The 20,692-nt window shown below is 65.7% G+C and carries 26 protein-coding genes; 15 read left to right on the plus strand and 11 right to left on the minus strand.

Annotation, left to right across the window (positions count from 1 at the left end; genetic code table 11):
• Positions 1-4 precede the first annotated feature (4 nt).
• Positions 5-1,099, minus strand: a complete 1,095-nt coding sequence (locus BMW90_RS03245; protein ID WP_074834944.1) for a two-component system sensor histidine kinase NtrB — start codon at positions 1,097-1,099, stop codon at positions 5-7.
• The gene (gene dusB / locus BMW90_RS03250) at positions 1,096-2,091 is read right to left on the minus strand and encodes a tRNA dihydrouridine synthase DusB (RefSeq protein WP_074834946.1); all 996 of its coding nucleotides are present in this window, start codon (positions 2,089-2,091) and stop codon (positions 1,096-1,098) included. Before dusB ends, BMW90_RS03245 begins: the two co-directional genes overlap by 4 nt.
• A 160-nt stretch (positions 2,092-2,251) precedes the next feature.
• On the opposite strand from dusB, the gene BMW90_RS03255 reads away from it, so the two are divergent.
• The 5 genes from BMW90_RS03255 to BMW90_RS03275 all read left to right on the plus strand — a co-directional run bounded on the left by BMW90_RS03255 (position 2,252) and on the right by BMW90_RS03275 (position 6,661).
• On the plus strand, positions 2,252-3,376 hold the full coding sequence (locus BMW90_RS03255; protein WP_074834948.1) for a bifunctional 2-C-methyl-D-erythritol 4-phosphate cytidylyltransferase/2-C-methyl-D-erythritol 2,4-cyclodiphosphate synthase: 1,125 nt from the start codon (positions 2,252-2,254) through the stop codon (positions 3,374-3,376).
• The gene (locus tag BMW90_RS03260) at positions 3,373-3,864 is read left to right on the plus strand and encodes a phosphatidylglycerophosphatase A family protein (RefSeq protein ID WP_074834950.1); all 492 of its coding nucleotides are present in this window, start codon (positions 3,373-3,375) and stop codon (positions 3,862-3,864) included. Before BMW90_RS03255 ends, BMW90_RS03260 begins: the two co-directional genes overlap by 4 nt.
• Complete coding sequence (locus tag BMW90_RS03265) at positions 3,861-4,352, plus strand: CinA family protein (RefSeq protein WP_074834951.1); 492 nt, start codon at positions 3,861-3,863, stop codon at positions 4,350-4,352. Before BMW90_RS03260 ends, BMW90_RS03265 begins: the two co-directional genes overlap by 4 nt.
• A 143-nt stretch (positions 4,353-4,495) precedes the next feature.
• Positions 4,496-5,677 carry an ammonium transporter gene (locus tag BMW90_RS03270; protein WP_074834952.1) on the plus strand — a complete coding sequence of 394 codons (1,182 nt, stop codon included), beginning with the start codon at positions 4,496-4,498 and terminating at the stop codon, positions 5,675-5,677.
• A 147-nt stretch (positions 5,678-5,824) separates the two neighbouring features.
• The gene (locus tag BMW90_RS03275) at positions 5,825-6,661 is read left to right on the plus strand and encodes an alpha/beta fold hydrolase (RefSeq protein WP_048531236.1); all 837 of its coding nucleotides are present in this window, start codon (positions 5,825-5,827) and stop codon (positions 6,659-6,661) included.
• A gap of 45 nt (positions 6,662-6,706) precedes the next feature.
• On the opposite strand, the gene BMW90_RS03280 is transcribed toward BMW90_RS03275, so the two are convergent.
• The gene (locus BMW90_RS03280; protein ID WP_139211197.1) at positions 6,707-7,183 is read right to left on the minus strand and encodes a hypothetical protein; all 477 of its coding nucleotides are present in this window, start codon (positions 7,181-7,183) and stop codon (positions 6,707-6,709) included.
• 118 nt (positions 7,184-7,301) lie between these two features.
• Entirely contained in the window at positions 7,302-7,751 is a 450-nt protein-coding gene (locus BMW90_RS03285; protein ID WP_074834955.1) for a type II toxin-antitoxin system RatA family toxin, read from the minus strand.
• 72 nt (positions 7,752-7,823) lie between these two features.
• On the opposite strand from BMW90_RS03285, the gene hpt reads away from it, so the two are divergent.
• Positions 7,824-8,363, plus strand: a complete 540-nt coding sequence (hpt, locus tag BMW90_RS03290; protein ID WP_048531231.1) for a hypoxanthine phosphoribosyltransferase — start codon at positions 7,824-7,826, stop codon at positions 8,361-8,363.
• A 5-nt stretch (positions 8,364-8,368) separates the two neighbouring features.
• On the plus strand, positions 8,369-8,548 hold the full coding sequence (locus BMW90_RS03295) for a hypothetical protein (protein WP_074834957.1): 180 nt from the start codon (positions 8,369-8,371) through the stop codon (positions 8,546-8,548).
• Positions 8,549-8,550: 2 nt separating this feature from the next.
• Here the strand turns inward: BMW90_RS03295 and BMW90_RS03300 are convergent, their stop codons facing one another.
• Positions 8,551-9,408: a LysR family transcriptional regulator gene (locus BMW90_RS03300; protein ID WP_074834959.1), complete on the minus strand. Its 858-nt coding sequence runs from the start codon at positions 9,406-9,408 to the stop codon at positions 8,551-8,553.
• 96 nt (positions 9,409-9,504) lie between these two features.
• On the opposite strand from BMW90_RS03300, the gene BMW90_RS03305 reads away from it, so the two are divergent.
• From BMW90_RS03305 to BMW90_RS03315, 3 genes are read left to right on the plus strand one after another with little or no spacing between them, the layout of a single operon-like run.
• Positions 9,505-9,960: a c-type cytochrome gene (locus tag BMW90_RS03305; RefSeq protein ID WP_048531225.1), complete on the plus strand. Its 456-nt coding sequence runs from the start codon at positions 9,505-9,507 to the stop codon at positions 9,958-9,960.
• 9 nt (positions 9,961-9,969) lie between these two features.
• Positions 9,970-10,884, plus strand: a complete 915-nt coding sequence (locus BMW90_RS03310; RefSeq protein ID WP_074834960.1) for a c-type cytochrome — start codon at positions 9,970-9,972, stop codon at positions 10,882-10,884.
• A 47-nt stretch (positions 10,885-10,931) separates the two neighbouring features.
• Positions 10,932-11,984, plus strand: coding sequence for an FAD-dependent oxidoreductase (locus tag BMW90_RS03315; RefSeq protein ID WP_170850506.1), 1,053 nt, complete (start codon positions 10,932-10,934; stop codon positions 11,982-11,984).
• Positions 11,985-12,119: 135 nt separating this feature from the next.
• Here BMW90_RS03315 and lipA read toward each other — a convergent pair whose 3' ends face one another.
• Positions 12,120-13,070, minus strand: coding sequence for a lipoyl synthase (gene lipA / locus BMW90_RS03320; RefSeq protein WP_048531219.1), 951 nt, complete (start codon positions 13,068-13,070; stop codon positions 12,120-12,122).
• A 255-nt stretch (positions 13,071-13,325) separates the two neighbouring features.
• Between lipA and BMW90_RS03325 the strand changes: the two genes are divergently transcribed.
• The gene (locus BMW90_RS03325) at positions 13,326-13,877 is read left to right on the plus strand and encodes a peroxiredoxin (RefSeq protein WP_048531217.1); all 552 of its coding nucleotides are present in this window, start codon (positions 13,326-13,328) and stop codon (positions 13,875-13,877) included.
• A gap of 117 nt (positions 13,878-13,994) precedes the next feature.
• Here the strand turns inward: BMW90_RS03325 and BMW90_RS03330 are convergent, their stop codons facing one another.
• A complete protein-coding gene (locus BMW90_RS03330) occupies positions 13,995-14,462 on the minus strand; it encodes an Lrp/AsnC family transcriptional regulator (protein WP_074834963.1) in 468 nt (155 codons plus the stop codon).
• Positions 14,463-14,601: 139 nt separating this feature from the next.
• On the opposite strand from BMW90_RS03330, the gene phhA reads away from it, so the two are divergent.
• Together phhA and BMW90_RS03340 are read left to right on the plus strand one after the other, a co-directional pair.
• Positions 14,602-15,399, plus strand: a complete 798-nt coding sequence (phhA, locus tag BMW90_RS03335; protein WP_074834965.1) for a phenylalanine 4-monooxygenase — start codon at positions 14,602-14,604, stop codon at positions 15,397-15,399.
• 12 nt (positions 15,400-15,411) lie between these two features.
• On the plus strand, positions 15,412-15,741 hold the full coding sequence (locus BMW90_RS03340) for a 4a-hydroxytetrahydrobiopterin dehydratase (RefSeq protein WP_074834966.1): 330 nt from the start codon (positions 15,412-15,414) through the stop codon (positions 15,739-15,741).
• A gap of 3 nt (positions 15,742-15,744) precedes the next feature.
• Here BMW90_RS03340 and BMW90_RS03345 read toward each other — a convergent pair whose 3' ends face one another.
• Positions 15,745-16,869 carry a DUF6456 domain-containing protein gene (locus tag BMW90_RS03345; RefSeq protein WP_244526418.1) on the minus strand — a complete coding sequence of 375 codons (1,125 nt, stop codon included), beginning with the start codon at positions 16,867-16,869 and terminating at the stop codon, positions 15,745-15,747.
• 205 nt (positions 16,870-17,074) lie between these two features.
• On the opposite strand from BMW90_RS03345, the gene BMW90_RS03350 reads away from it, so the two are divergent.
• Positions 17,075-17,359, plus strand: a complete 285-nt coding sequence (locus BMW90_RS03350) for a DUF6477 family protein (RefSeq protein ID WP_048531212.1) — start codon at positions 17,075-17,077, stop codon at positions 17,357-17,359.
• Positions 17,360-17,365: 6 nt separating this feature from the next.
• Here BMW90_RS03350 and BMW90_RS03355 read toward each other — a convergent pair whose 3' ends face one another.
• The 3 genes from BMW90_RS03355 to BMW90_RS03365 form a co-directional block, all read right to left on the minus strand.
• Positions 17,366-18,910: a trimethylamine methyltransferase family protein gene (locus BMW90_RS03355; protein WP_074834969.1), complete on the minus strand. Its 1,545-nt coding sequence runs from the start codon at positions 18,908-18,910 to the stop codon at positions 17,366-17,368.
• A 121-nt stretch (positions 18,911-19,031) separates the two neighbouring features.
• Positions 19,032-19,394 (minus strand): Lin0512 family protein, encoded by a 363-nt coding sequence (locus BMW90_RS03360; protein WP_074834970.1) that lies wholly within the window; start codon positions 19,392-19,394, stop codon positions 19,032-19,034.
• Positions 19,391-19,738 (minus strand): Lin0512 family protein, encoded by a 348-nt coding sequence (locus BMW90_RS03365; protein WP_074834972.1) that lies wholly within the window; start codon positions 19,736-19,738, stop codon positions 19,391-19,393. Before BMW90_RS03365 ends, BMW90_RS03360 begins: the two co-directional genes overlap by 4 nt.
• A 127-nt stretch (positions 19,739-19,865) precedes the next feature.
• On the opposite strand from BMW90_RS03365, the gene BMW90_RS03370 reads away from it, so the two are divergent.
• Positions 19,866-20,564 carry a DUF2270 domain-containing protein gene (locus BMW90_RS03370; protein ID WP_048531204.1) on the plus strand — a complete coding sequence of 233 codons (699 nt, stop codon included), beginning with the start codon at positions 19,866-19,868 and terminating at the stop codon, positions 20,562-20,564.
• Positions 20,565-20,692 lie beyond the last annotated feature (128 nt).

Genomic DNA, 20,692 nt, shown 5'->3' on the forward strand with positions numbered 1-20,692 from the left:
CCTCCTAGGCTCTGCCCGCTGTGGCGCCCTTGGGCACCATCGGCAGGGAAATTCGAAAGACCGTGCGCCCGGGCACGGAAGTGACTGAAATCCAACCGTCATGGTCGGAAATGATCTTGCTCACCAGCGCCAGGCCCAGCCCGGTGCCATTCTCGCGGCCCGAGACAAACGGCTCGAAGATGTCGCCCTTGAGCGCTTCCGGCAGGCCCGGGCCATCGTCGATCACCTCGACCTGAAGCGGCAGGGTCTGGCCGGTGCCATCCGAACGCCGCAGGCGGAAGGCGCGTTCGTAATAGGTGTGCAGGCGAATGGTGCCGCCCTCGGGGCCGGCGGCCTCGGCGGCATTGCGGATCAGGTTCGAGATCACCTGCAAGAGCTGGTCGGCATCGCCCCAGACATGCGGCAGCGAGGGGTCGTAATCCTCGATGATCTTCATATGCGCCGCGGCACCCACCAGCGCAGAGCGCCGCGCCCGGTCGAGAACATCGTGGATATTGACCGATCCGCGCTCGGGCGCCGAGAGATTGCCGAATTGTTCGACCTGCTCCAGAAGCTTCACGATCCGCCGGGTCTCACCGACGATAAGGTCTGTCATTTCAAGATCTTCAGCGCTGAGATTCATGCTCAGAAGCTGCGCCGCGCCGGCGATCCCGGCCAGCGGATTCTTGATTTCATGGGCCAGCATCTCGGCCATGCCGATGGCGGATTTGGCGGCGGATTTCACCGAATGGCTCTGGGTCATCCGCCCCGCCAGCTCGCGTGGCGAAATCAGCAGCATCATGCCGCCGGCCGCGTCTTGCAGCGGCGCGACCTGTAGGTTGCACTGAAGCGGCGCGCGGTCGCCGGTGCCGACGTCCACATCATTGACGAACAGCGCGGTTCCCTGCGCCCTGGCGCGCCCGAGGCTTTCTTCCAACGGCGCGTCGACGGCCAGCCGGTCCCAGACCGGCTCGCCCCGAAGCGCCTTGGCCGAGGAGTTGAGAAAGCCCTCGGCGGCCGGGTTCACATCGACGATGCGGTCGCCGTCGTCGATCAGGATCGCCGGCACCGGCAGCGAAGACCAGACGGCATTGTCGGTGGTGGCGGCCGGCGCGGTCATGCGGCCACCTCGGTCTCTCCGGCCAGCGCCTCCGGCAGGCGCGTCAGCACTTCGGCCGGCGCCTTGCTGGTGAGAAGGACGCGGCGCAGCCCCGGCTCGGTCCCTGCGACATCCATGTACCAGCCCAGGTGCTTGCGCGCCACGCGCAGCCCGAGCTCCTTGCCGTAGAACATCAGCATCGCCTCGTAATGCCCTGCAACCATGTCAGAAAACGCCTTGCCTCGCGGAACTTCCGGGGCCGGTGTGCCAAAGAGATCATGCGCCATTTGCGCCAGTATCCATGGTCGGCCCTGAGCCCCGCGCCCGACCATCACCCCCTGAGCGCAGGATTTCGCCATTGCGTCAGCGGCTTGCGTGCTGGAAGTAATGTCACCATTGGCTATCACCGGGATATCGACGGCGGCGCTGACATTGGCGATTGCATCCCAGTCGGCGCGGCCCTTGTAGAACTGGCAGCGGGTCCGGCCGTGGATGGTGATCATCCTGACCCCCGCCTCCTGGGCGCGCCGCGCCAACTCCGGCGCGTTGAGCAGATTGTCGTCCCAGCCCAGCCGCGTCTTGAGCGTCACCGGCAGATCGACCGCGCCCACCACCGCCTCGATCAGCGTCAGCGCATGGTCGAGATCCTTCATCAGCGCCGAACCGGCCGCACCGGCCCCGCTGGCCGAAGTCACCTTCTTGGCCGGACAGCCCATGTTGATGTCGATCAGCCGGGCGCCATTGGCCTCGATCTGTCGGGCGGCCTCGGCCATCCAATGCGCCTCGCGGCCGGCGATCTGCACCGAGGTCGCCTCGATGCCATAGCCCAGCTCGGCCTTTTCGCGCACCCCGGGCTTGGCCTGCACCATCTCCTGGCTGGCCACCATTTCCGAGACAACCAGCCCGGCACCAAAGCTCTGGACGAGGTTGCGAAACGGCAAATCGGTGATCCCCGCCAAAGGCGCGAGGAAAACCGGGGGGTTGAGCGATAGGTCTGCCACCTGAATGGTCACGTGCTTAATCCTTGTGCATTCCCCTCCGGCCTAACCCCTGCCCGGGGCAACTTCAATCTTTGCCGCACTTTCTGCGACTGCGAAAAGGACGGCTGCCCAAAAAACGGGCAGCTTCCCGGGGGCAATTGCCGTTTGCTTCGGCAGGTCGTATCAGGCGGCCATGAAAATCGCAGCTTTGATTGTTGCCGCCGGGCGCGGCACCCGCGCAGGGCCCGGCGCGCCGAAACAATGGCGCCCGCTGGCCGGCCGGCGCGTTGTCGACTGGACGCTGGCGGCCTTTGACCGGCCCGATATTACCACGCGGGCGCTGGTGATTCACCCGGAAGACCGCGCCGAGGCTGCGGCGCTCGACGTGCGGCTGATCGACGGCGGCAAAACGCGGTCCGAAAGCGTGCGCCGCGGCCTCGAGGCGCTGGCCGGGGACCGCCCCGATCTGGTGTTGATCCACGACGTGGCGCGGCCCTGCGTGCCCGACGCGGTGATCGACGCGGTGATCGACGCGCTGGCCCATGCGCCCGGCGCCGCCCCGGCGCTCCCGGTGACCGATGCCCTCTGGACTGGCGCGACGGCCCGCGTCACCGGCACGCGCGACCGTGAGGGGCTTTTTCGCGCGCAGACGCCGCAGGGCTTTCACTTCGACGCCATCCTTGCCGCGCACCGCGCCCATACCACCGAGGCCGCCGATGACGTCGCCGTGGCGCGCGCATTCGGGCTGGACGTCGCCATCACCGCTGGCGCAGAAGAGAACCTGAAAATCACCCTGCCCGCCGATTTCGCGCGGGCCGAATCCCTGCTGAAAGGAGCCGCCGCGATGCGTATCGGCACAGGCTATGACGTGCACCAGTTCTGCGAGGGCGATCACGTGATGCTCTGCGGCGTGAAGCTGCCGCACGAGCGCGGGCTCAAGGGCCATTCCGACGCCGATGTCGGCATGCATGCGCTGACCGACGCGATTTATGGCGCCCTCGCACGGGGCGACATCGGCCAGCATTTTCCGCCCTCGGATCCGCAGTGGAAAGGCGCCGAAAGCCATATCTTCCTGCGCCATGCGGTTGATCTGGCAAAGGACATGGGATTCACCCTGGGCAACGCCGATATCACGCTTATCTGTGAACGGCCCAAGGTGGGCCCGCATTCGGAGCGGATGCGCCAGGCACTGGCAGAGATCATGGGGGTCGGGATGGATCAGGTTTCGGTCAAGGCGACCACGTCGGAGAAACTCGGCTTTACCGGCCGCGAAGAGGGCATTGCGGCACAGGCCAGCGTGCTTCTGGTGCCCGCATGAGCCGGTTGATCGCCACCTGGTTCTATTCCGGCTATCTTAAGCCCGCGCCGGGCACCTGGGGCTCGCTGGCTGCCCTGCCCTTTGCCTATGTGCTGCATCTGCTGGGCGGGCCCTGGCTTCTGCTGCTGGCGACTTTGGCGATTTTTGCCCTGGGCTATTGGGCGACCGGCCGCGAAACCGCCGGCAAGGCCGATCATGACCCATCGGAGATTGTCGTCGATGAGGTCGTCGGCCAATGGCTGGCGCTCTGGCCGGTGTCCTATGGCGCGGTCTTTGCCGGGGCGGATGTGCTGCGGCTCTGGCCGGGCATCCTTGCCGCCTTTCTGTTCTTTCGGCTGTTCGACATCTGGAAGCCGGGCCCGGTGGGCTGGGCCGACCGCAAGGGCGGGCCAATGGGCGTGATGCTGGACGATGTCTTTGCCGGCATCGCGGCCGGCGGCGTGGTCATCGTGCTGGCGGCACTGGCGCATCTGGTGCTGCTGACATGAGTCTTGCGGCGGGTCTTCTGGCGGCGGATCTTCTGGCGGCGGCGCGGCGGGCCGGCAAACGGGTGACCTGCGCCGAGAGCTGCACCGGTGGCATGGTGGCGGCGGCAATCACCGATCCGCCCGGTGCCTCGGACATCTTCGATTGCGGCTTTGTCACCTATTCCAACCAGACCAAGCAGGATCTGTTGGGGGTGCGGGCCGCCACCCTCGAGGCCCATGGCGCGGTCTCGGAACCGGTGGCGCGCGAAATGGCTCAGGGCGCGTTGCGGCGCGCAGGGGCCGATGCGGCGGTGTCGATCAGCGGCATTGCCGGGCCGGGCGGCGGCAACGCCGAGAAACCCGAAGGCCGGGTCTGCTTTGCCATTGCCACCGGTGCCAGCACCACCTGCGAGACGGTGGATTTCGGCGCACTGGGCCGCGACCGGGTGCGCGCGGCGGCGCGTGACCATGCGCTGGGCCTGCTTTTGCGCGCCCTGCACAGCAATTAATCATTTCGCCGGATTCATCGCCTAAAAATTCGTCACATCGTAAATGCCGTGCTTTTGTGCGGGCCTGAGCGCAGTTGCCGCTTTTTTTTGCAGCGGCTTTGCGGTTTTTCCCCGGAAACCGCACTCAGGAAGGAATTTCAGGCATGAACGGAGCCGATACCGCCTGGATCATCGTTGCAACTGCGCTGGTCCTCTTCATGACATTGCCGGGGCTTGCCCTGTTTTATGGCGGGCTTGTGCGCGCCCGCAATGTGCTCAGCGTCTTCATGCATTGCTATGCCATCGCCTGCCTGATGAGCGTGCTGTGGTTCGCGCTGGGCTATTCCATCGCCTTCGGCGGCGGCGACAGCGGGCTCTGGGGCGGGCTCGACAAGGTGCTGCTTCTGGGGCTGAGCGCCGATGACCTGGCCGGCACCCTGCCCGAGGTGCTGTTCTTTGCCTTCCAGATGACCTTTGCCATCATCACCCCGGCGCTGATCGTCGGTGCCTATGTCGAACGGGTGGGCTTTGGCTTTGTGCTGCTGTTCTCGGCGCTCTGGATGCTGTTGGTCTATGCGCCGGTGGTGCATTGGATCTGGGGCGGCGGCATGCTGTCGGATGGCGGCATCTTTGGCGAAACCGGGGTGCGGGATTTTGCCGGCGGCATCGTGGTGCACGAAACGGCCGGCCTCGCGGCGCTCTTGCTGGCGGTGTTTCTCGGGCCGCGGCGCAACAAGACCACGCCGCCGCACAACCCCGGTTTCGTGATGATCGGCGCGGCTATGCTATGGGTCGGCTGGTTCGGCTTCAACGGCGGCTCGCAGCTGGCGGCCGACGGCGGTGCTGCCATGGCGCTGACGGTGACGCACCTTTCGGCGGCGACGGCTTCGCTGACCTGGGCGCTCTGGGAAAAGATCAAGTTCGGCAAGGCCTCGCTGGTGGGCATGGTCACCGGCACCATCGCCGGCCTCGCCTCGATCACCCCGGCCTCGGGCTTTGTCGGCCCGGTCGAGGCGCTGATCATCGGTGCTGTGGCGGGTGTGCTCTGCCAGGAGGCGGTGAACCTGATCCGCAACACGCTCAAGATCGACGACACGCTCGACGTCTTTGCGGTGCACGGGGTCGGCGGCATCTTCGGCACCATCATGATCGCGGTCTTCGGCGCCGGCAGCTTTGCCGCGCAACTCGGATCGCTGGCGATCGTGGGTGTGTTCACCGTGGTGGTGACGGTAGTGCTGATCTTCGTGGTCAAGGCGATCACGCCGCTGCGGGTCGATGAAGAGACCGAGCACAGCGGGCTCGACATCATGGTGCATGGCGAACGGGCCTACGACCACGCGAGCTGAGGCGCCGCCCTGTCGCCTGACCGAAACATACAGACCGAGAAAAGGGCCCTGCGTGGGCCCTTTTTGCGTGCCGGGCCCGCATTTGGAACACCGGCGCCGGCGATCTTGTTGATCCCCTGAGCAAAATGCACAGAGGAAGGTCACGTCATGCAAAGTCACACCGCCCGCGTTCAGGACATCCCCATGCGCTGGGAAGAGAGCGGATCCGGCGATCCCGTCATCCTGGTTCACGGCATCCCCACCTGCCCCGCCCTCTGGCGCCATGTCGCGCCGCTGATCCAGAAACGGCGGGTGTTGGCCTGGGAGATGGTCGGCTACGGCAGCTCGATCCCGGAGGGCCGCGACCGCGATATCTCGGTGGCGGCGCAGGCCGGCTACCTGGCCGCCTGGATGGAGGATCAGGGCATCGCCCGCGCGGTGGTGGCAGGCCATGACCTGGGCGGCGGCGTGGCGCAGATCCTTGCGGCGCGGCACCCCGACAAGGTCAGCGGGCTCTTTCTGACCAATGCGATCTGTTACGAATCCTGGCCGGTGCCTGTGGTCAAGGCGGTGGCGGCCACCGGCTCGATCCTCAAACATGCGCCCGACGGCTCGGTGCGTCAGTTCATGAAGTTGATGTTCTCGAAAGGCCATGACGCCGCGGAGGCCCGCGCAGAGGCGCTGGAAACCCATGCGCCCTATTACGAGGCGCATGACGGGGCCGAAGCCTTCGTACGGCAGACCCAGTCGCTCGACAATGCCGATACCATGGCGGTGGCCGAAGACCTGCCGCGCCTCGGGATACCGGCGCGGATCGCCTGGGGGGCCGAGGACGAATTCCAGACGCTGGATTATGGCGAACGGCTGGCCCGCGATCTGAAGGCGCCCCTGCGCCGGATCGAAGGGGGCAAGCATTTTACCCCGGAAGACCACCCGCAGATCATCGCCGAAGAGATCAACGCGCTGATCCGCGAGGTCGAGGCGGCCGACCCGCCGGCCCGATAACACCGGCAGATCGGAGAGCGGGCCGTGGCGGCCCGGTTGCGCGGATCAGATCACCGCGTCAAAGCCCACGCTGGCCCTGGCCGGTTCCGACGCCGTCTTGGCATAGCCCTTGAGGGCTGTGCTCAGCGCCCCGGGCCGGTCCTCGGCGACGGTTTCCCGCGCGGCGAGAAGGTCCGACTTGGGGGTCTGGCCCAGCCCGTCGACCAGGCTGTTCATCTGGGTTTCGGCCTGCACCCGCAACGCCTGGGCGCGGGCCTGCGAGATATCGGTCGGGCGCTCGATGGCGGCCACCGGCGCGACCTTCTGGGTCACGACAACGGCGGGTTTCTCCGCGACCGGCGCCGCCGCATTGGCGCTGTCGGTGCTTTGCGCCGGGGCCGGCTCGGCCTTGGCGGGTTTGTTCTTGGCCTGGCTGTTCTCGGAAGGGCCCTTGTCCTTCTCGGCCTTTTGTTTTTCCTTGGTCTTCTGCTCCGCGGCGGGCATCGAAGATGCGCCCCCGAGCCCGAGGGATGATGTCAGCATGGCGATTTGTCTCCATAGTGGTTACCAAACCGTTGAATCGCCGATGATTGCGTCGGAAACGGGGCCAGTCTGTGGAGTTTTCAAAACATGTTAAACGCCGCCGGTGACAGCCGTGGGCTCAACCGTAAAGCTCTTCGGCGCGGGATTCGAAGGCGCGGACGATGCGGTGCATCGCCTCATTGAAGACCACGCCGATGATGCTTCGCAGGATGGCATTGCGGAACTCGAAATCGACGAAAAAGGACACGTCGCATCCGCCATCGGCACGGTCGGCGAAGCTCCAGTTGGACTTCATGTATTTGAACGGCCCGTCGAGGTATTCGGTGTCGATCTTCCGGGCCTCGGGCCAGAGCACGACGCGGCTGCCGAATTGTTCGCGGAAAACCTTGAAGGAGATCACCAGGTCGGCCTCCATCAGAACCGAGCCGTCGGCCTGCGGTGTTTCGCGGCGGATCCGCGCGGCGGCGCACCAGGGCAGGAACTCCGGGTAGCGGCCGACATCGGCAACCAGATCGTACATCTGCTGCGCGGTATACGGAAGGTGACGGGTTTCGGAATGGGTTGGCATCGGGCCCCGGATTTGTCATGACGGTTCGGGGCCCATGTCGCCCGAAGACCAACGGATTTCAAGGGGTGGCCCATGTCAGAGCGTCCTTATGTCATCGATCAGATGATCTCGGCCAAGACGATCGCGGCCCGCATCGAAGAGCTCTGCCGCGACATCCGGGGCGAGTTCTCGGACACGGAAAAGCTTGTGGTTGTGGGCCTGCTGCGCGGCTCCTTTGTGTTCATCGCCGATCTGGTGCGCGAGCTGCACATGCCAGTCGAGGTCGATTTCATCGAGGCCTCGTCTTATGGCGACGCGATGGAATCGAGCCGCGAAGTGCGGATTCTCAAAGACCTGCGTGGCGCCATCGAGGGGCGGGATGTGCTGGTGGTCGAGGATATCGTCGACACCGGCCACACGCTCAGCCATGTGATCTCCCTACTGACCTCGCGCCACCCGGCGCGGCTGCGGTCGATCGCCCTGCTCGACAAGCCGACCCGGCGCGAGGTGGATTTCCGCGCCGACTGGATCGGCTTCGAAATCCCCGATGAATTTGTTGTCGGCTACGGCATCGACTTTGCGCAACGCGACCGCAACCTGCCGTATATCGGCAAGGTCCGCTTTACCGAGTAGCGCCGATGCACTGGCTGTATCGCATGTCGCTCTGGGCCCGGCGCCCGCCATCGGCCAGACGGGTGATGCTGGTGCTGGCGGTGATTGCGGTCTGCCTTGCGATCTACGCCGTCGAACGCTGGGTTGGCTGGCCGGAGGCGCTGACCGCCGAGCGGCTGCGCTGGGGCGGCGGCGCGCTGCCGTGAGGTCAGGGGCCGGCCAGCGCCTCGGCCTGATCCGCCAGCACCTCGCGCACCACCGCCATGAACCGCGCCATGCGCGGTGAGCCCGCCAGATCGCGGTGGCAGAGCACCCAGATCGGGATCCGCATGCGCGGCAGGCCGCAGTGCACCGGCCGCAACTCGGGGCATTCCACCGCCAGAACATGCGGCAGGATGGCGATCCCCTGCCCCCGGACCGCCATTGCGCGCAAGGCCAGAAAACTGTCGGCGCAGGCAGCGATCCGGTCGGGCGCCACATGTTCGGCCATCCACTGCGCCGGGGCGGCCCGCGCCAGCGGCCCCGCGAGGCCCAGCCAGCGGCGGTCGTCCGGGTCGCGGGCATAGGCGCCGAACCCCAGTTCCGCCGCCGCCGCACCAGACATGTCGGACGGCCGCGTCAGCGAGGGCCGCACCGCCAGATCCGCCTGAAGCCGGCCCATGTCGAGATGCGCATTGTTTGACATCAGGCAGACCCGGTGCGGCGCCATGACGTCGGAGATCCGGCCCAGCCCGGCCGCCAGCACGCCGGTGCAGAAGGTATCCGTCGAGGTCAGCCGCAGCAGGTCGCCCGCCGCCGCGCCGCCGGCACGCAGCAGATCGCTGACCCGGCCCAGCGCAAGCGCCGCTTCTCGCGCCGCTTCGATCACGTCTGCGCGATCCGTCCGGAGCCGATAGCCTTGCTGCGAGCGTTCGAAAACCTCGGCGCCATGCGCGTCTTCGAAAGCCGAGATTCGGCGCAAAACCGTTGCATGGTTGACCCCGAGCCGCCGTGCCGCGCCGCTGACCGAGCCGGTTTCGGCCACCGACAACACGAATTTCAGGTCATCCCAATTGTCGTTGTGCATGAATGCGCACCTGTTTCGCAGGGTTTCGGAATATGTTTGTGATCCTTGCAGTGCATACTAAGCTCTGTTTTAGGCACCAACTTCGGGAAGGTACTGATGAAAAAGATTGTAACTGTTCTGGCCGCCACGGCAATTCTGTCCGGCGGCACTGTTGTCGCGCAGGAATACAAGAACCAGATCAAGGCCCGTCAGGGCACGATGTGGGTGATCGCGCTCAACCTTGGCACGCTGGGCGCGATGGCCAAGGGCGAGGCCGAATATGACGCCGAGGCCGCCACCACCGCCGCCGAGTCGATCCAGGCCGCGTCGAATATCCACGTTCCAGCGCTCTTTCCCGAAGGCTCCGACGGCGAGATGAACGAAGGTTCGACAGCCAAGGCATCGATCAGCCAGGACATCGCCGGTTTCAGCGAGAAATGGGCCGCGCTGGGCACCGCCGCCGACAAGGCCGTGGCCGAGGCCGGCACCGGCAAGGACGCGCTTGGCCCGGTGATGGGGGCGTTGGGCGGCGCCTGCAAATCCTGCCATGAAACCTATCGCATCCCGCAGTGACGGTGCTGAATGGTTAAGGTTCTGAGGCTGATTGTTCCGGCCGCGATTGTCGCGGCCGGGATTGCTTGGGTGATGACCGCACCGAAAACCGTGGCCGAGGACGCCTTTGCCAGCCCCGAGGGCGGCGAAGTGGCGCGCGGCGAGACGGTGTTTCGCGCCGCCGGCTGCGGCACCTGTCATGCCGCGCCCGGGGCCGAAGGCGACGACAAGCTGGTTCTGGCCGGCGGGCAGAGCTTTCCTTCGCCCTTCGGCGCCTTCACCGCGCCCAATATTTCGCCCGATCCCGACCATGGCATCGGCGAGTGGTCGCTTCAGGACCTCGCCAATGCGCTGCTGCACGGGGTATCGCCCGAGGGCGTGCATTATTTTCCGGCCTTTCCCTATACCTCGTACACCCATATGGGCGACCGCGACATTGTCGATCTCTACGCCTATCTTCAGACCCTGCCGGCCAGTTCCGCGCCGTCGCAGCCGCATGAGGTGGGCTTTCCCTTCAACATCCGCCGCAGCCTCGGCGGCTGGAAATTCCTGTTTCTCAAGGATGACTGGGTGATGGACGGCAACGATCTGGGGGCCGAGCTGACCCGCGGCCGCTACCTGGTGGAAGCGCTGGGTCATTGCGCCGAATGCCACACGCCGCGCAACGCGCTTGGCGGGCTCGACCGCAGCCGCTGGATGGCCGGGGCGCCCGACCCTTCGGGCAAGGGGACGATCCCGGCGCTGACACCGGACAAGCTCTCCTGGTCGGCCACCGACATCGCCTATTACCTCGAGAGCGGCTTTACGCCCGAGTTCGACAGCGCCGGGGGTCATATGGCGGCGGTGGTCGAGAATACCTCAAGACTGCCGGCGGAGGACCGTGCCGCAATTGCCGCATATGTCAAGGCATTGCCCGTGCCCGTGGCGGCAAGCACAGGCTATTAGATCAGAATCGGTGTAGGCTGTCTCCGGACCATATCTGGGGGGATATGATGCATGTGGTGATTGCCGGCGCCGGGCCAACCGGGCTGACGGCCGCTGTCGAGCTGGCCCGTCTTGGCGCGCGCGTCACGACGCTGGAAAAGCGCTCCGGCCCGTCCTATCTGTCGCGCGCGGTGGGGCTTCAGCCCCGCTCGCTCGAGATCCTCCGACCCTCGGGTGTGGCCGATGCCCTCCTGCGCGAAGCTGTGGGTTTTTCCGGCATCACCTTTCATTTGCGTGCCGAAGAGGTGGCGCGGCTGCCGCTGGGCTTCGACGCTGCCAGCCGGCTCTGGGGGCTGGCGCAGGACCGGACCGAGGCGCATCTCGAGACCGCGCTCACCCATTACGGAGAGATCGTGCGCTACGGCGTTGAATTCCGAGGGTTTTCCCAGGACGCCAAGGGCGTCAACGTCGAAACCGGCGATGGCCATCTCGAGGCTGACTACCTGATCGGCGCCGATGGCGTGCACAGCGCCGTCAGAGCGGCCATGGGGCTGGAATTCCGCGGCCGCGATCTGCCCGGCACGTGGTCGATCGCCGATGTGGATGCCGAAGGCTGGCCCGATCCGACGCGGTTCCAGGGCTTCCTGCTCGATCAGGGCGACGTGCTGGTGGTGGTGCCGCTGGAAGAATCCCGCTTTCGGGTGATCTCGTCGCGCGAAGATGCGCTGGCGGCCTTGCCGGTGCCGATGGACATCCGCCGGGTACGGCGGCGCGGCAATTTCACCGTCTCGGTGCGGCAGGTGAAGCGCTATCAGGAAGGCCGGGTGTTCCTTGCCGGGGATGCGGCACATTGCCATTCGCCGGTGGGCGGGCGCGGCATGAATCTCGGCATTGCCGATGCCGCCGACCTGGCGCAGCGGATCATCGACGGCTCCACCGACGGCTATACCGAGACCCGCCACCCCGAGGGCGCGCGGGTGCTGCGCCTGTCGGAACGCGGGCGCAAGATGCTGAACACCACAAGCGCCACGCGCCGCGGACTGGCGATCCGGGCGATGAAACTCGGCGCCGCGGTGCCGCCGGTCGGCCGGGCGATGGTGCGCCGGTTGGTGTCGGGATGAGCGCGGGGGATTGAGTGTGGGTGGCGTGAGGCGGGCTGGATGGCAACCCCGTCCAACGGGATTTCATCCGCGCCGCAGGTCATAACACCCGGCCACGACGCGGACCGCCTTCGGGCCGCGCCGCGCGACCGACGGTCACACCTTGGCGAGCCGCGCGTCGCGATTGGCCTTGAGCCGGGCGAAATCGTCGCCGGCGTGATAAGACGACCGGGTCAGCGGCGTGGCCGAGACCATCAGGAAGCCCTTGCCATAGGCCGATTTCTCGTAGGCCGCGAATTCATCGGGATGCACGAACCGCTCGACCCCGTGGTGTTTCGGCGTCGGCTGCAAATATTGCCCGATGGTCAGGAAATCCACATCCGCGGCGCGCATGTCGTCCATCACCTGGGTCACCGCCTGGCGGTCCTCGCCGAGGCCCACCATGATGCCGGATTTGGTAAAGATCGAGGGGTCGAGTTCCTTGACCCGCTGCAACAGGCGCAGGCTGTGGAAATAGCGCGCGCCGGGCCGCACCTCGGGATAGAGACCGGGCACCGTCTCGAGGTTGTGGTTGAAGACATCCGGCTTGGCGGCGACCACCACTTCGAGCACCTCGGGGGCGCATTTCAGGAAGTCCGGCGTCAGGATCTCGATCGTCGTGCCGGGCGAGCGATGGCGCACCGCGCGGATGGTCTGGGCAAAGTGATCGGCGCCGCCATCGGCCAGGTCGTCGCGGTCGACCGAGGTGATCACCACATGGTTGAGCCCCAGCTTGTCGACCGCATGCGCCACCCGGCCCGGCTCGAAAACATCGAGGTTTTCCGGGCGGCCGGTGGCGATGTTGCAGAAGGTGCAGCCGCGGGTGCAGATGTCGCCCATGATCATCATGGTGGCATGGCCCTGCGACCAGCATTCGCCGGCATTGGGGCAGCCGGCCTCTTCGCAGACCGTCACGAGGTTGTTCTCGCGCATGATCTTGCGGGTTTCGTTGTACCCTTCGCCGCCGGGCGCCTTGACGCGAATCCAGCTCGGCTTCTTTGGCTGCGCATTGTCCGGGCGATGGGCTTTTTCCGGATGGCGTTGCTCAGGGATCTTGAGGTCTCGCACGATTTATTCCCCGCGACGTTGGCTGATAGCGTGGCCTATAGCATAAGTGCTTGCAGTGAGCCATGCCAGTACGACATTGCTGCCATGCTGTCGCTCATCCCCAGTTCTCAAGTATTGCTCACTGCAAGTCAGATCTCCTAGACATCACTTGGATTCTGCACCTGCGAAGGGTTTACTTCGCGCGTGCGGCATTACATATCCGCCGGGCCGGAGCGACCGGCCCCAGACGATTGCCAGCGATTGACGGAGAGCAAGATGAAAACCGGATACAGACTTCCCGATGTGACCTTTCACACCCGCGTGCGCGACGACAGCCTCGAAGGGCCCAACCCCTTCCGCTGGGAAGACAAGACCACGGCGGATTATTTTGCCGGCAAGCGGGTGATCCTGTTCTCCCTGCCCGGTGCCTTCACCCCCACCTGCTCGACCTACCAGCTGCCCGGGTTCGAGAAGAACGCCGAGACCTTTGCCAACCATGGCATCGACGCGATCTACTGCATGTCGGTCAACGACAGCTTCGTGATGAACAAATGGGCGCAGGACCAGAAGCTCGAGACCGTCACCGTGATCCCCGACGGCTCGGGTGAATTCAGCCGCAAGATCGGTATGCTGGTGGCCAAGGACAACCTCGGCTTCGGCATGCGCTCCTGGCGCTATGCGGCCATCGTCAAGGATGGCGTAATCGAAGCCTGGTTCGAAGAACCCGGCCTGGCCGACAACCACGGCGAAGACCCCTATGGCGTCTCGTCGCCCGAGACCGTTCTGGAGTACCTGGCCGAAGACGCCAAGGGCGTCGCGGCGGAATAATCCGGGTTTCGGGGGCTCTGCCCCCGTCCTCGCAAGCGAGGACTCCCCCGGCGGTATTTGAGAAGAGAAGAAGGACTGGGGGGTGCCTCGGTCCTTTTTTGTATTTGGAAGATGGGCCTACAGGATCGGCCAGGGGCTGGTGGGTTTGGTGCGGCGCAGGACGAAATTGGTGTGGCTGGCGCGGACGAGGCCGGAGGCCAGGATGCCGCGCATCAGGAAATGCTCGAGATCCTCGGGATCCTTGGCGGCGATCTTCAGGATATAATCGCTCTCGCCGGTGACGCTGGCGCATTCGGTGATCCGGTCTTCGGTCTGCACCAGACGGTTGAAGGCGGCGATGGTGTCTTCGCGGTGATCCATCAGGGTGACAAAGACATAGGCCAGGGCATGAAGCCCCAGAAGCTTGGGATTGAGCCGCGCGGTATAGCCGGTGATCAGCCCGGCCTCTTCCATCCGCTTGATGCGCCGCCAGCAGGGCGAGGTGGAAAGCGCCACCTGCCCCGCGATCTCCTGGATGCTGGCCTTGCCGTCGGTTTGCAGCAGGTGGAGGATTCGACGGTCGGTGCCGTCGAGCGCGAGGGTCATCTTGCCTCTCTTTCCGCGAGTTTCAGGCAAATTTCCGCGAGTTTCAGGCAAATATTTCCGTCATTCTGCGCAGAGACGACAAGATGGGCAAGTTTTTCCCGGCAATCGGATGGAAAATACCCGGCAAGGAGGAGCCATCATGCCGAAATCCACCAGTTATGCCGCCAAGATCCCCGACGCCCAGGGCCATATCGCCTATGACGCCGAGGAAGACGCCGTCTGGCGCGACCTCTATGCCCGGCAATTGCCCAATGTGCAGGCGCATTCGGCGCGGGCCTACCTCGACGGTCTGGCGCGGGTCGGCCTGCCGGAGACCCGGGTGCCGCAATGCCCCGATGTCTCGGAGACGCTGCGGGCGCTGACCGGCTGGCAGGTGCAGCCGGTGCCGGCGCTCATTCCGTTTGGCAAATTCTTCTCGATGCTGGCCGAGCGGGCGTTTCCGGCGGCGTCCTTTATCCGCCGACGCGAGCATTTCGACTATATCGAGGAGCCCGACATCTTTCATGAGCTCTTCGGCCATACCCCGCTGCTGACCGATCCGCGCTTTGCCGGGTTCAGCCAGGCGATCGGCCAGGCCGGGCTGCGGGCCGGTCCCAAGGAGTATGCCTGGCTGATCCGGCTGTACTGGTTCTCGATCGAATTCGGCCTGGTGGTCGAGGATGGCGGTTACAAGGCGCTGGGATCGGGGCTGGCCTCGTCGGTGACCGAACTTCCCTGGAGCGTGCAGGACAAGGGCCCGGAGCGGCGGCCGTTCAACATTATCGACATCCTGCGCACGCCCTACCGGATCGACATTCATCAGCCGATCTATTTCGTGATCGAGGATCTCGACGATCTGTTTGCCGCCGCCGAGCGCGACCTGCTGGCGGATGTGCATGCGGCGCAGGCGCTGGGCCTGCATGCGCCGGCCTATCCGCCCAAAGATGACGCAGCCTGAGGAGCGCAGACCATGACAACCTGTAACATCGGTGGCGGCTGTTCACCGGACACGCCGACCATGTCACGACACGACGCCCAGGCGCAGCTCAAGACGCTGCATGCCGATTGGCAGCTGTCCGAGGATGGCAGCACGATCACCCGGCGGATTGCGGTGAAGGGATTTGCCAAGGCGGTCTATCACGCCAATCTCGCCGCCTGGATGGCCGACCGACACGGCCATCACCCCGACGTGGCCTTCGGCTGGGGTTATTGCGCGCTGAGTTACACCACCCACGAGGCCGGCGGGCTGACCGAGATCGACATCGCCTGCGCCAAGGAATTCGACGGGCTGCTGGCCTGAGCGTCAGCCGATCAGCGTGTCACCGCCCTGCACCTCGTCGTAGAACCGGCGCAGCCGTTGCAGGGCGATGCGCAGCACGATCTTGCCCGAGCGCGCCGACCAGCCCATGCGCTTTTCGGTCACTTCGAGGCCTTCGAGATAGCAGCAGCAGCGCAGCGCCACATCGCCAAGGCCGGGGCCGAGGTCGCCGAGCGCCCGGGCAACCCGGCGGCGGGCCTCGGTGCTGGCCAGGGGGCCCTCGCCCGGGCCGCTGCCCTGGGTGCCGCCGGTCAGAAAGCTGTCCCAGTTCTGGGTGGTGCGGGCGGCCATCTGGGCAATCTCGAAATCCTCGCGCAGCCGTTCGCCGGCCGAGACCAGATCATCGGTCAGAAATCGCGCGCCGTCCTTGTCCCTGCGCCGCGCCAGCAAGGTGAGCGGCGTCTCATTGGCGCTGTAGCGGATGCGCTTGCGCGGCAACGGCGGCGCCACCGCCGACGGCGCGGCGGAAAACGGCGCCTGGGCCTCGGCCATGCCGCAGGCGCCGGCCTGCGCTCCGCTTTCGTCCTGCGCCAGAAGCCGGCTCAGCGCGGCGCGACCGGACGGGGTGATGTGATAGCGCGCGATCCGCCCCGGCACCTTGCAGGCGATCCATTCCTTCAGCGCCAGCGCCTCGGCAATCTGGGTGTCGACCACCGCGGTGCGCTGGGTGGTGCCGGAGGCGGTGTCGCGCACCACAACCGCCTTTTCCATGTCGGGCACCACCGCCAGTACGGCGCCGCTTTCGGTCAGCCGCCGCAGGATGCGCCGGGCCTCTCGGTCAAGGGTTTCGTCGTCGGTCTGGGTGCAGTCGCGCCGGGAGTGGGCCGCCATGGGTTCGCCTTTCGCAAAGGGCGCCTTGTCGGTGGTGGATTTCCCGAGCTGTCGCAATGCGGCATCGACCAGCGGATCGTCGCGCCGGTTTTCAAGCCGCCGCACCTGCCGCAAAACAGTAGAGGGATGGCATCCCGAAAGCCGCGCCAGCTGCCGCAGCGAGAGGCCATGCTCGACGTGACGGATGTAATGAGCCGCCGCCTCTGGCACCCAGCCGGGCCAATTCCCCGCGGCAGGCCAGTCGATCACCTTCGACGGTCCGAACTCAGTCTTGCACACGGCTCATATCCCACGATTTATCAAGATATCCACAACCTAAAGGCGACAAGGTTACTCGTTGGTTAATTGTTGCCGCATGGTGAACATCATTGTTTCCAAAGGATAAACAATTCTGACAGCGGCGCACTCTGCCGGGCGGCCGCACGCAACACCCGTGAAAAGTGTGAGACCTTTGGCGAAATCCTGCTTAACGAGAGGAACCGCCATGCAAGACGCCCTGACCATCCTGCGCCGGCTGCGCCGTCCCCGGCTTCTGATCCGGGCGGCGCGTGCCGGGCTGGCCGAGTATCGTCGTGACGTGCACCTGCGCCGCACGCTCGGAGGCGAGGCGCCGCAGCGCTGCGGGCCGGCGCTGATCCGGCTGATCGAGATCGAGACCGATCTCAATGATGCCCGACTTCGGAAATGCGCAAGCTACAGCGTCGCCCGCCATGTCGAGGTGCTGGTGGCGATGATGGGCGAGGCGCAGCTGCTGCGCCCCGCGCAATGAGACCGTTCAGGTAAAGCTGTCGGGCATCGAGGCCTTCTTGTTGGCGACATAGCCGGCCAGCGCCTCGTTGGCGCCCGGATCGATTGCCGGCTGCTGGTAGTCGCGCAGCATCCGCTCCACCCGCTCGGCGGCCAGGGTCATGGTGTCGCGGGCGCCCTCTTCGTCCCAGGTCTCGAACGGCTTGTAGTCGAACAGCTGGGTTTTCCAGAAGGCATCCTGGAAATTGGCCTGGGTATGGGCGCAGCCGAGGTAGTGGCCGCCGGGGCCGACCTCGCGGATCGCGTCCATCGCCTGGGCGTTTTCATCCGCCACCACGCCGGCGGCCATCTTGTGCAAGGTGCCGAGCTGGTCGGCGTCCATCACGAATTTCTCGAAGCTCGACACCAGCCCGCCTTCGAGCCAGCCGCAGGCATGCAGCATGAAATTGACCCCGCCCAGCAGCGCCGCGTTGAGCGTATGGGTCGTTTCGTAGGCGGCCTGGGCATCGGGCAGTTTCGACCCGCAGAGCCCACCGCCGGAGCGATAGGGCAGCCCCATGCGCCGCGCCAGCTGACCGGCGCCATAGAGGATCTGGCTGGCTTCGGGGGTGCCGAAGGTGGGCGCACCGGAGCCCATGTCGATCGAGGTCACGAAGGTGCCGAAGATCACCGGCGCGCCGGGGCGGATCAGCTGGGAATAGGCGATGCCGGCCAGCACCTCGGCCAGCACCTGGGTCAGCGTGCCCACGACGGACACCGGCGCCATCGCCCCGCCGACGATGAAGGGCGAGACGATGCAGGCCTGGTTGTTCCTTGCGTAGACCTCGAGCGCGCCCATCATCACGTCGTCGAAGGTCATCGGCGAGTTGACGTTGATCAGCGAGGTCATCACCGTGTTCTGCTGTACGAAGTCGCGGCCAAAGAGGATCTCGCACATCTCGACCGAATCCTGCGCCCGGCTGGGTTCGGTCACCGAGCCCATGAACGGCTTGTCCGAAAGCGTCATATGGGCGTGCAGCATGTCGAGATGGCGCTTGTTCACCGCCACGTCGGTGGGCTCGCAGACGGTGCCGCCGGAATGGTGCAGCCACTTCGACATGTAGCCCAACTTCACGAACTTGCGGAAATCCTCCATCGTCGCATAGCGGCGGCCACCGGCCATGTCGCGCACGAAGGGCGGGCCATAGACCGGCGCGCAGACAAGGCCCTTGCCGCCGATCACCACATTGCGCTCGGGGTTGCGGGCGTGTTGCGTAAAGGAGGATGGCGCCGTGGCGCAGAGCTTGCGGGCCAGGCCACGCGGAATATGCACCCGTTCCCCCTGGACATCGGCGCCGGCCTCTTTCCAGCGCGCGCAGGCGGCGGGGTTGTTGACGAAATTGACGCCGATCTCTTCCAGCAAGGTCTCGGCATTGGTCTCGATGATCTCGAGCACCTCTTCGGTCAGCACCTCGAAATTCGGGATGTTGCGCTCGATATATTTTGCCGTGTCAAAGCTCACGGCGGAGCGTGCCGCGCGCCGCGCGGCGCCGCCGCCGCCCCGTGCCCGCCTGCGAGTTGCTGCGTCTGACATGTGCTCACCCTTTCGATCTTGCCCGGGCGCTGCCGGTAATTACCCCGGATTTACAGCAGGGTCAGAACGACGCGTGTGGGAAATCCGCCCTTTGAGGCGGGAAAACGACATGCCGGGGCGATCAATCGGCTGTCGAGCGCAGCCGCCAGCCGGTCTGTTCCGGCAGAAAGACCTCGATCGCCGCGCTGGCCACCACCTGAGTGTCGCCCGCTAGATGGGGCACGTCCATGCCGCCCTTTTCCGCCGTGATCGCCACCGTGCCGAAAGGGAACTTGCCGGCCAAGGCCTGCGTCTCCACCGCTTCGGGGTGTTGCACGCCCAGCGTCACCTTGATCTGCACCGCCTCGGGCGGCAGGTTCAGCGTCTTGACCACATGCAGGCTGGAATGGCGCAGCGCATCGTCGATCGCCCGGCCGGCGGCCTTGGTGTAATCCGCGCCGTGCAGGTCGACGCCCTGCCCCATCTCGATGATCAGCCGCCTCATGCCGCCCGCTCCATGTCGAAGGAGACCGTCAGCGCGGCATGGGCGATCACCGTCGGATTGCCCGTCCCTTCGGGGCGCGGAATGTCGAGACCGCCGGCCACCACATCGAGTTCCGGCGCGCCATAGGGAAAGACCGCCGCCACCGCCGCGCGATCGACCTTGTCGGGCTGCTGCACGGCGATCCGCACCGATATCGCCATGTCGCTCTTGTCAAAACCGAAAAGCTCGGCGGCATTGATCGAATTGTGCCACAACGCGTTCTCCACGGCGCGTTTCGCCGCCTGGGTGTAATCGCCACGCCGCAGCGAGGTGCCCATGCCGAATTCCGTCAATATCCGTTCCATCGTGATCCTCCGTTTGCCGCAGGCAGGCACGAAGCGCGCCCAAAGGTCAACGGCCAATCGGATCCTTTGACCCGGGGCGCGGGGATGTGCATGATGGAGGCGGGGAGCGGGCAGAAACGGTGGCGCAATGACGACCCAGACCGAAGCCCGCACGGAGCGCGACGAACGCAAGACACTGACATCGCCGGAAATCACGGCGGTGGCGCACCTCTACCGTGGCGAGGTCTATCGCAGCACGATCTGGCGCACGCGGCTCGACACCACGACCAACTGGTCGGTGGTAACGCTGGGGGTGGCATTGTCGATTTCCTTCTCCTCGCCCGAGGCCTCGCCCTTGCCGCTGGTGCTGGTCGGCGTGCTGATCCTGCTGTTCCTGATGCTCGAGGCGCGGCGCTATCGCTATTTCAACGTCTGGCGGGCGCGCTGCCGCTGGCTCGAGACCCATTTCTATGCGCCGATGCTGCATGACGGCGATCTGCATCTCGAGGATCAATGGCAACAGACCCTGGCCGAGGACTACCTGCGTCCGCGCTATCATGTCGGCTTCTTCATCTCGGTCGGGCGACGCATCCGCAGCAATTACCTGTGGATCCTGCTGATCCAGACCCTGGCCTTTGCCGGCAAGATCGCGGTGCATCCGACCCCGGTGCAAAGCTGGGCCCAGGCGGTCGACCGTGCCAATGTCGGGCCGATCCCGGGCGAGCTGCTGTTTCTCGGCGGGTTCCTCTATGTCACGGTCTGGACCGGCATCGCCTATTGGTCCTATCAGAAAGACGCCGCGAAACACCGCCGGAGCGGCCGGCCCCGATCCGACAGCATGGGATGACCGTCCCGGACCCCGCTCCGGGACCTCGCGTCCCGGGATAACCTTTGGGTCCAGCGCGGCCGCTCACCGGGAGCCCCCGGATCTAGTCCGGGGCGCGCGGGGCGGATACCCGGCGGAGGATCCCCCGG

The sequence above is a fragment of the Marinovum algicola genome (assembly GCF_900109145.1).
Lineage (GTDB): Bacteria > Pseudomonadota > Alphaproteobacteria > Rhodobacterales > Rhodobacteraceae > Marinovum > Marinovum algicola.

Bases quoted from the DNA above. Each gene is read 5' to 3' on its own strand.
- BMW90_RS03260 (WP_074834950.1), top strand. From the start codon at position 3,373: ATGAGCCGGTTGATCGCCACCTGGTTCTATTCCGGCTATCTTAAGCCC.
- BMW90_RS03330 (WP_074834963.1), bottom strand. From the start codon at position 14,462: ATGACCCTCGCGCTCGACGGCACCGACCGTCGAATCCTCCACCTGCTG.
- BMW90_RS03265 (WP_074834951.1), top strand. From the start codon at position 3,861: ATGAGTCTTGCGGCGGGTCTTCTGGCGGCGGATCTTCTGGCGGCGGCG.
- BMW90_RS03310 (WP_074834960.1), top strand. From the start codon at position 9,970: ATGGTTAAGGTTCTGAGGCTGATTGTTCCGGCCGCGATTGTCGCGGCC.
- BMW90_RS03315 (WP_170850506.1), top strand. From the start codon at position 10,932: ATGCATGTGGTGATTGCCGGCGCCGGGCCAACCGGGCTGACGGCCGCT.
- BMW90_RS03295 (WP_074834957.1), top strand. From the start codon at position 8,369: ATGCACTGGCTGTATCGCATGTCGCTCTGGGCCCGGCGCCCGCCATCG.
- BMW90_RS03340 (WP_074834966.1), top strand. From the start codon at position 15,412: ATGACAACCTGTAACATCGGTGGCGGCTGTTCACCGGACACGCCGACC.
- BMW90_RS03255 (WP_074834948.1), top strand. From the start codon at position 2,252: ATGAAAATCGCAGCTTTGATTGTTGCCGCCGGGCGCGGCACCCGCGCA.
- phhA (WP_074834965.1), top strand. From the start codon at position 14,602: ATGCCGAAATCCACCAGTTATGCCGCCAAGATCCCCGACGCCCAGGGC.
- BMW90_RS03300 (WP_074834959.1), bottom strand. From the start codon at position 9,408: ATGCACAACGACAATTGGGATGACCTGAAATTCGTGTTGTCGGTGGCC.
- BMW90_RS03285 (WP_074834955.1), bottom strand. From the start codon at position 7,751: ATGCCAACCCATTCCGAAACCCGTCACCTTCCGTATACCGCGCAGCAG.
- BMW90_RS03355 (WP_074834969.1), bottom strand. From the start codon at position 18,910: ATGTCAGACGCAGCAACTCGCAGGCGGGCACGGGGCGGCGGCGGCGCC.
- hpt (WP_048531231.1), top strand. From the start codon at position 7,824: ATGTCAGAGCGTCCTTATGTCATCGATCAGATGATCTCGGCCAAGACG.
- BMW90_RS03280 (WP_139211197.1), bottom strand. From the start codon at position 7,183: ATGCTGACATCATCCCTCGGGCTCGGGGGCGCATCTTCGATGCCCGCC.
- BMW90_RS03305 (WP_048531225.1), top strand. From the start codon at position 9,505: ATGAAAAAGATTGTAACTGTTCTGGCCGCCACGGCAATTCTGTCCGGC.
- BMW90_RS03350 (WP_048531212.1), top strand. From the start codon at position 17,075: ATGCAAGACGCCCTGACCATCCTGCGCCGGCTGCGCCGTCCCCGGCTT.
- BMW90_RS03245 (WP_074834944.1), bottom strand. From the start codon at position 1,099: ATGACCGCGCCGGCCGCCACCACCGACAATGCCGTCTGGTCTTCGCTG.
- BMW90_RS03275 (WP_048531236.1), top strand. From the start codon at position 5,825: ATGCAAAGTCACACCGCCCGCGTTCAGGACATCCCCATGCGCTGGGAA.
- BMW90_RS03370 (WP_048531204.1), top strand. From the start codon at position 19,866: ATGACGACCCAGACCGAAGCCCGCACGGAGCGCGACGAACGCAAGACA.
- BMW90_RS03360 (WP_074834970.1), bottom strand. From the start codon at position 19,394: ATGAGGCGGCTGATCATCGAGATGGGGCAGGGCGTCGACCTGCACGGC.
- BMW90_RS03270 (WP_074834952.1), top strand. From the start codon at position 4,496: ATGAACGGAGCCGATACCGCCTGGATCATCGTTGCAACTGCGCTGGTC.
- BMW90_RS03325 (WP_048531217.1), top strand. From the start codon at position 13,326: ATGAAAACCGGATACAGACTTCCCGATGTGACCTTTCACACCCGCGTG.
- BMW90_RS03365 (WP_074834972.1), bottom strand. From the start codon at position 19,738: ATGGAACGGATATTGACGGAATTCGGCATGGGCACCTCGCTGCGGCGT.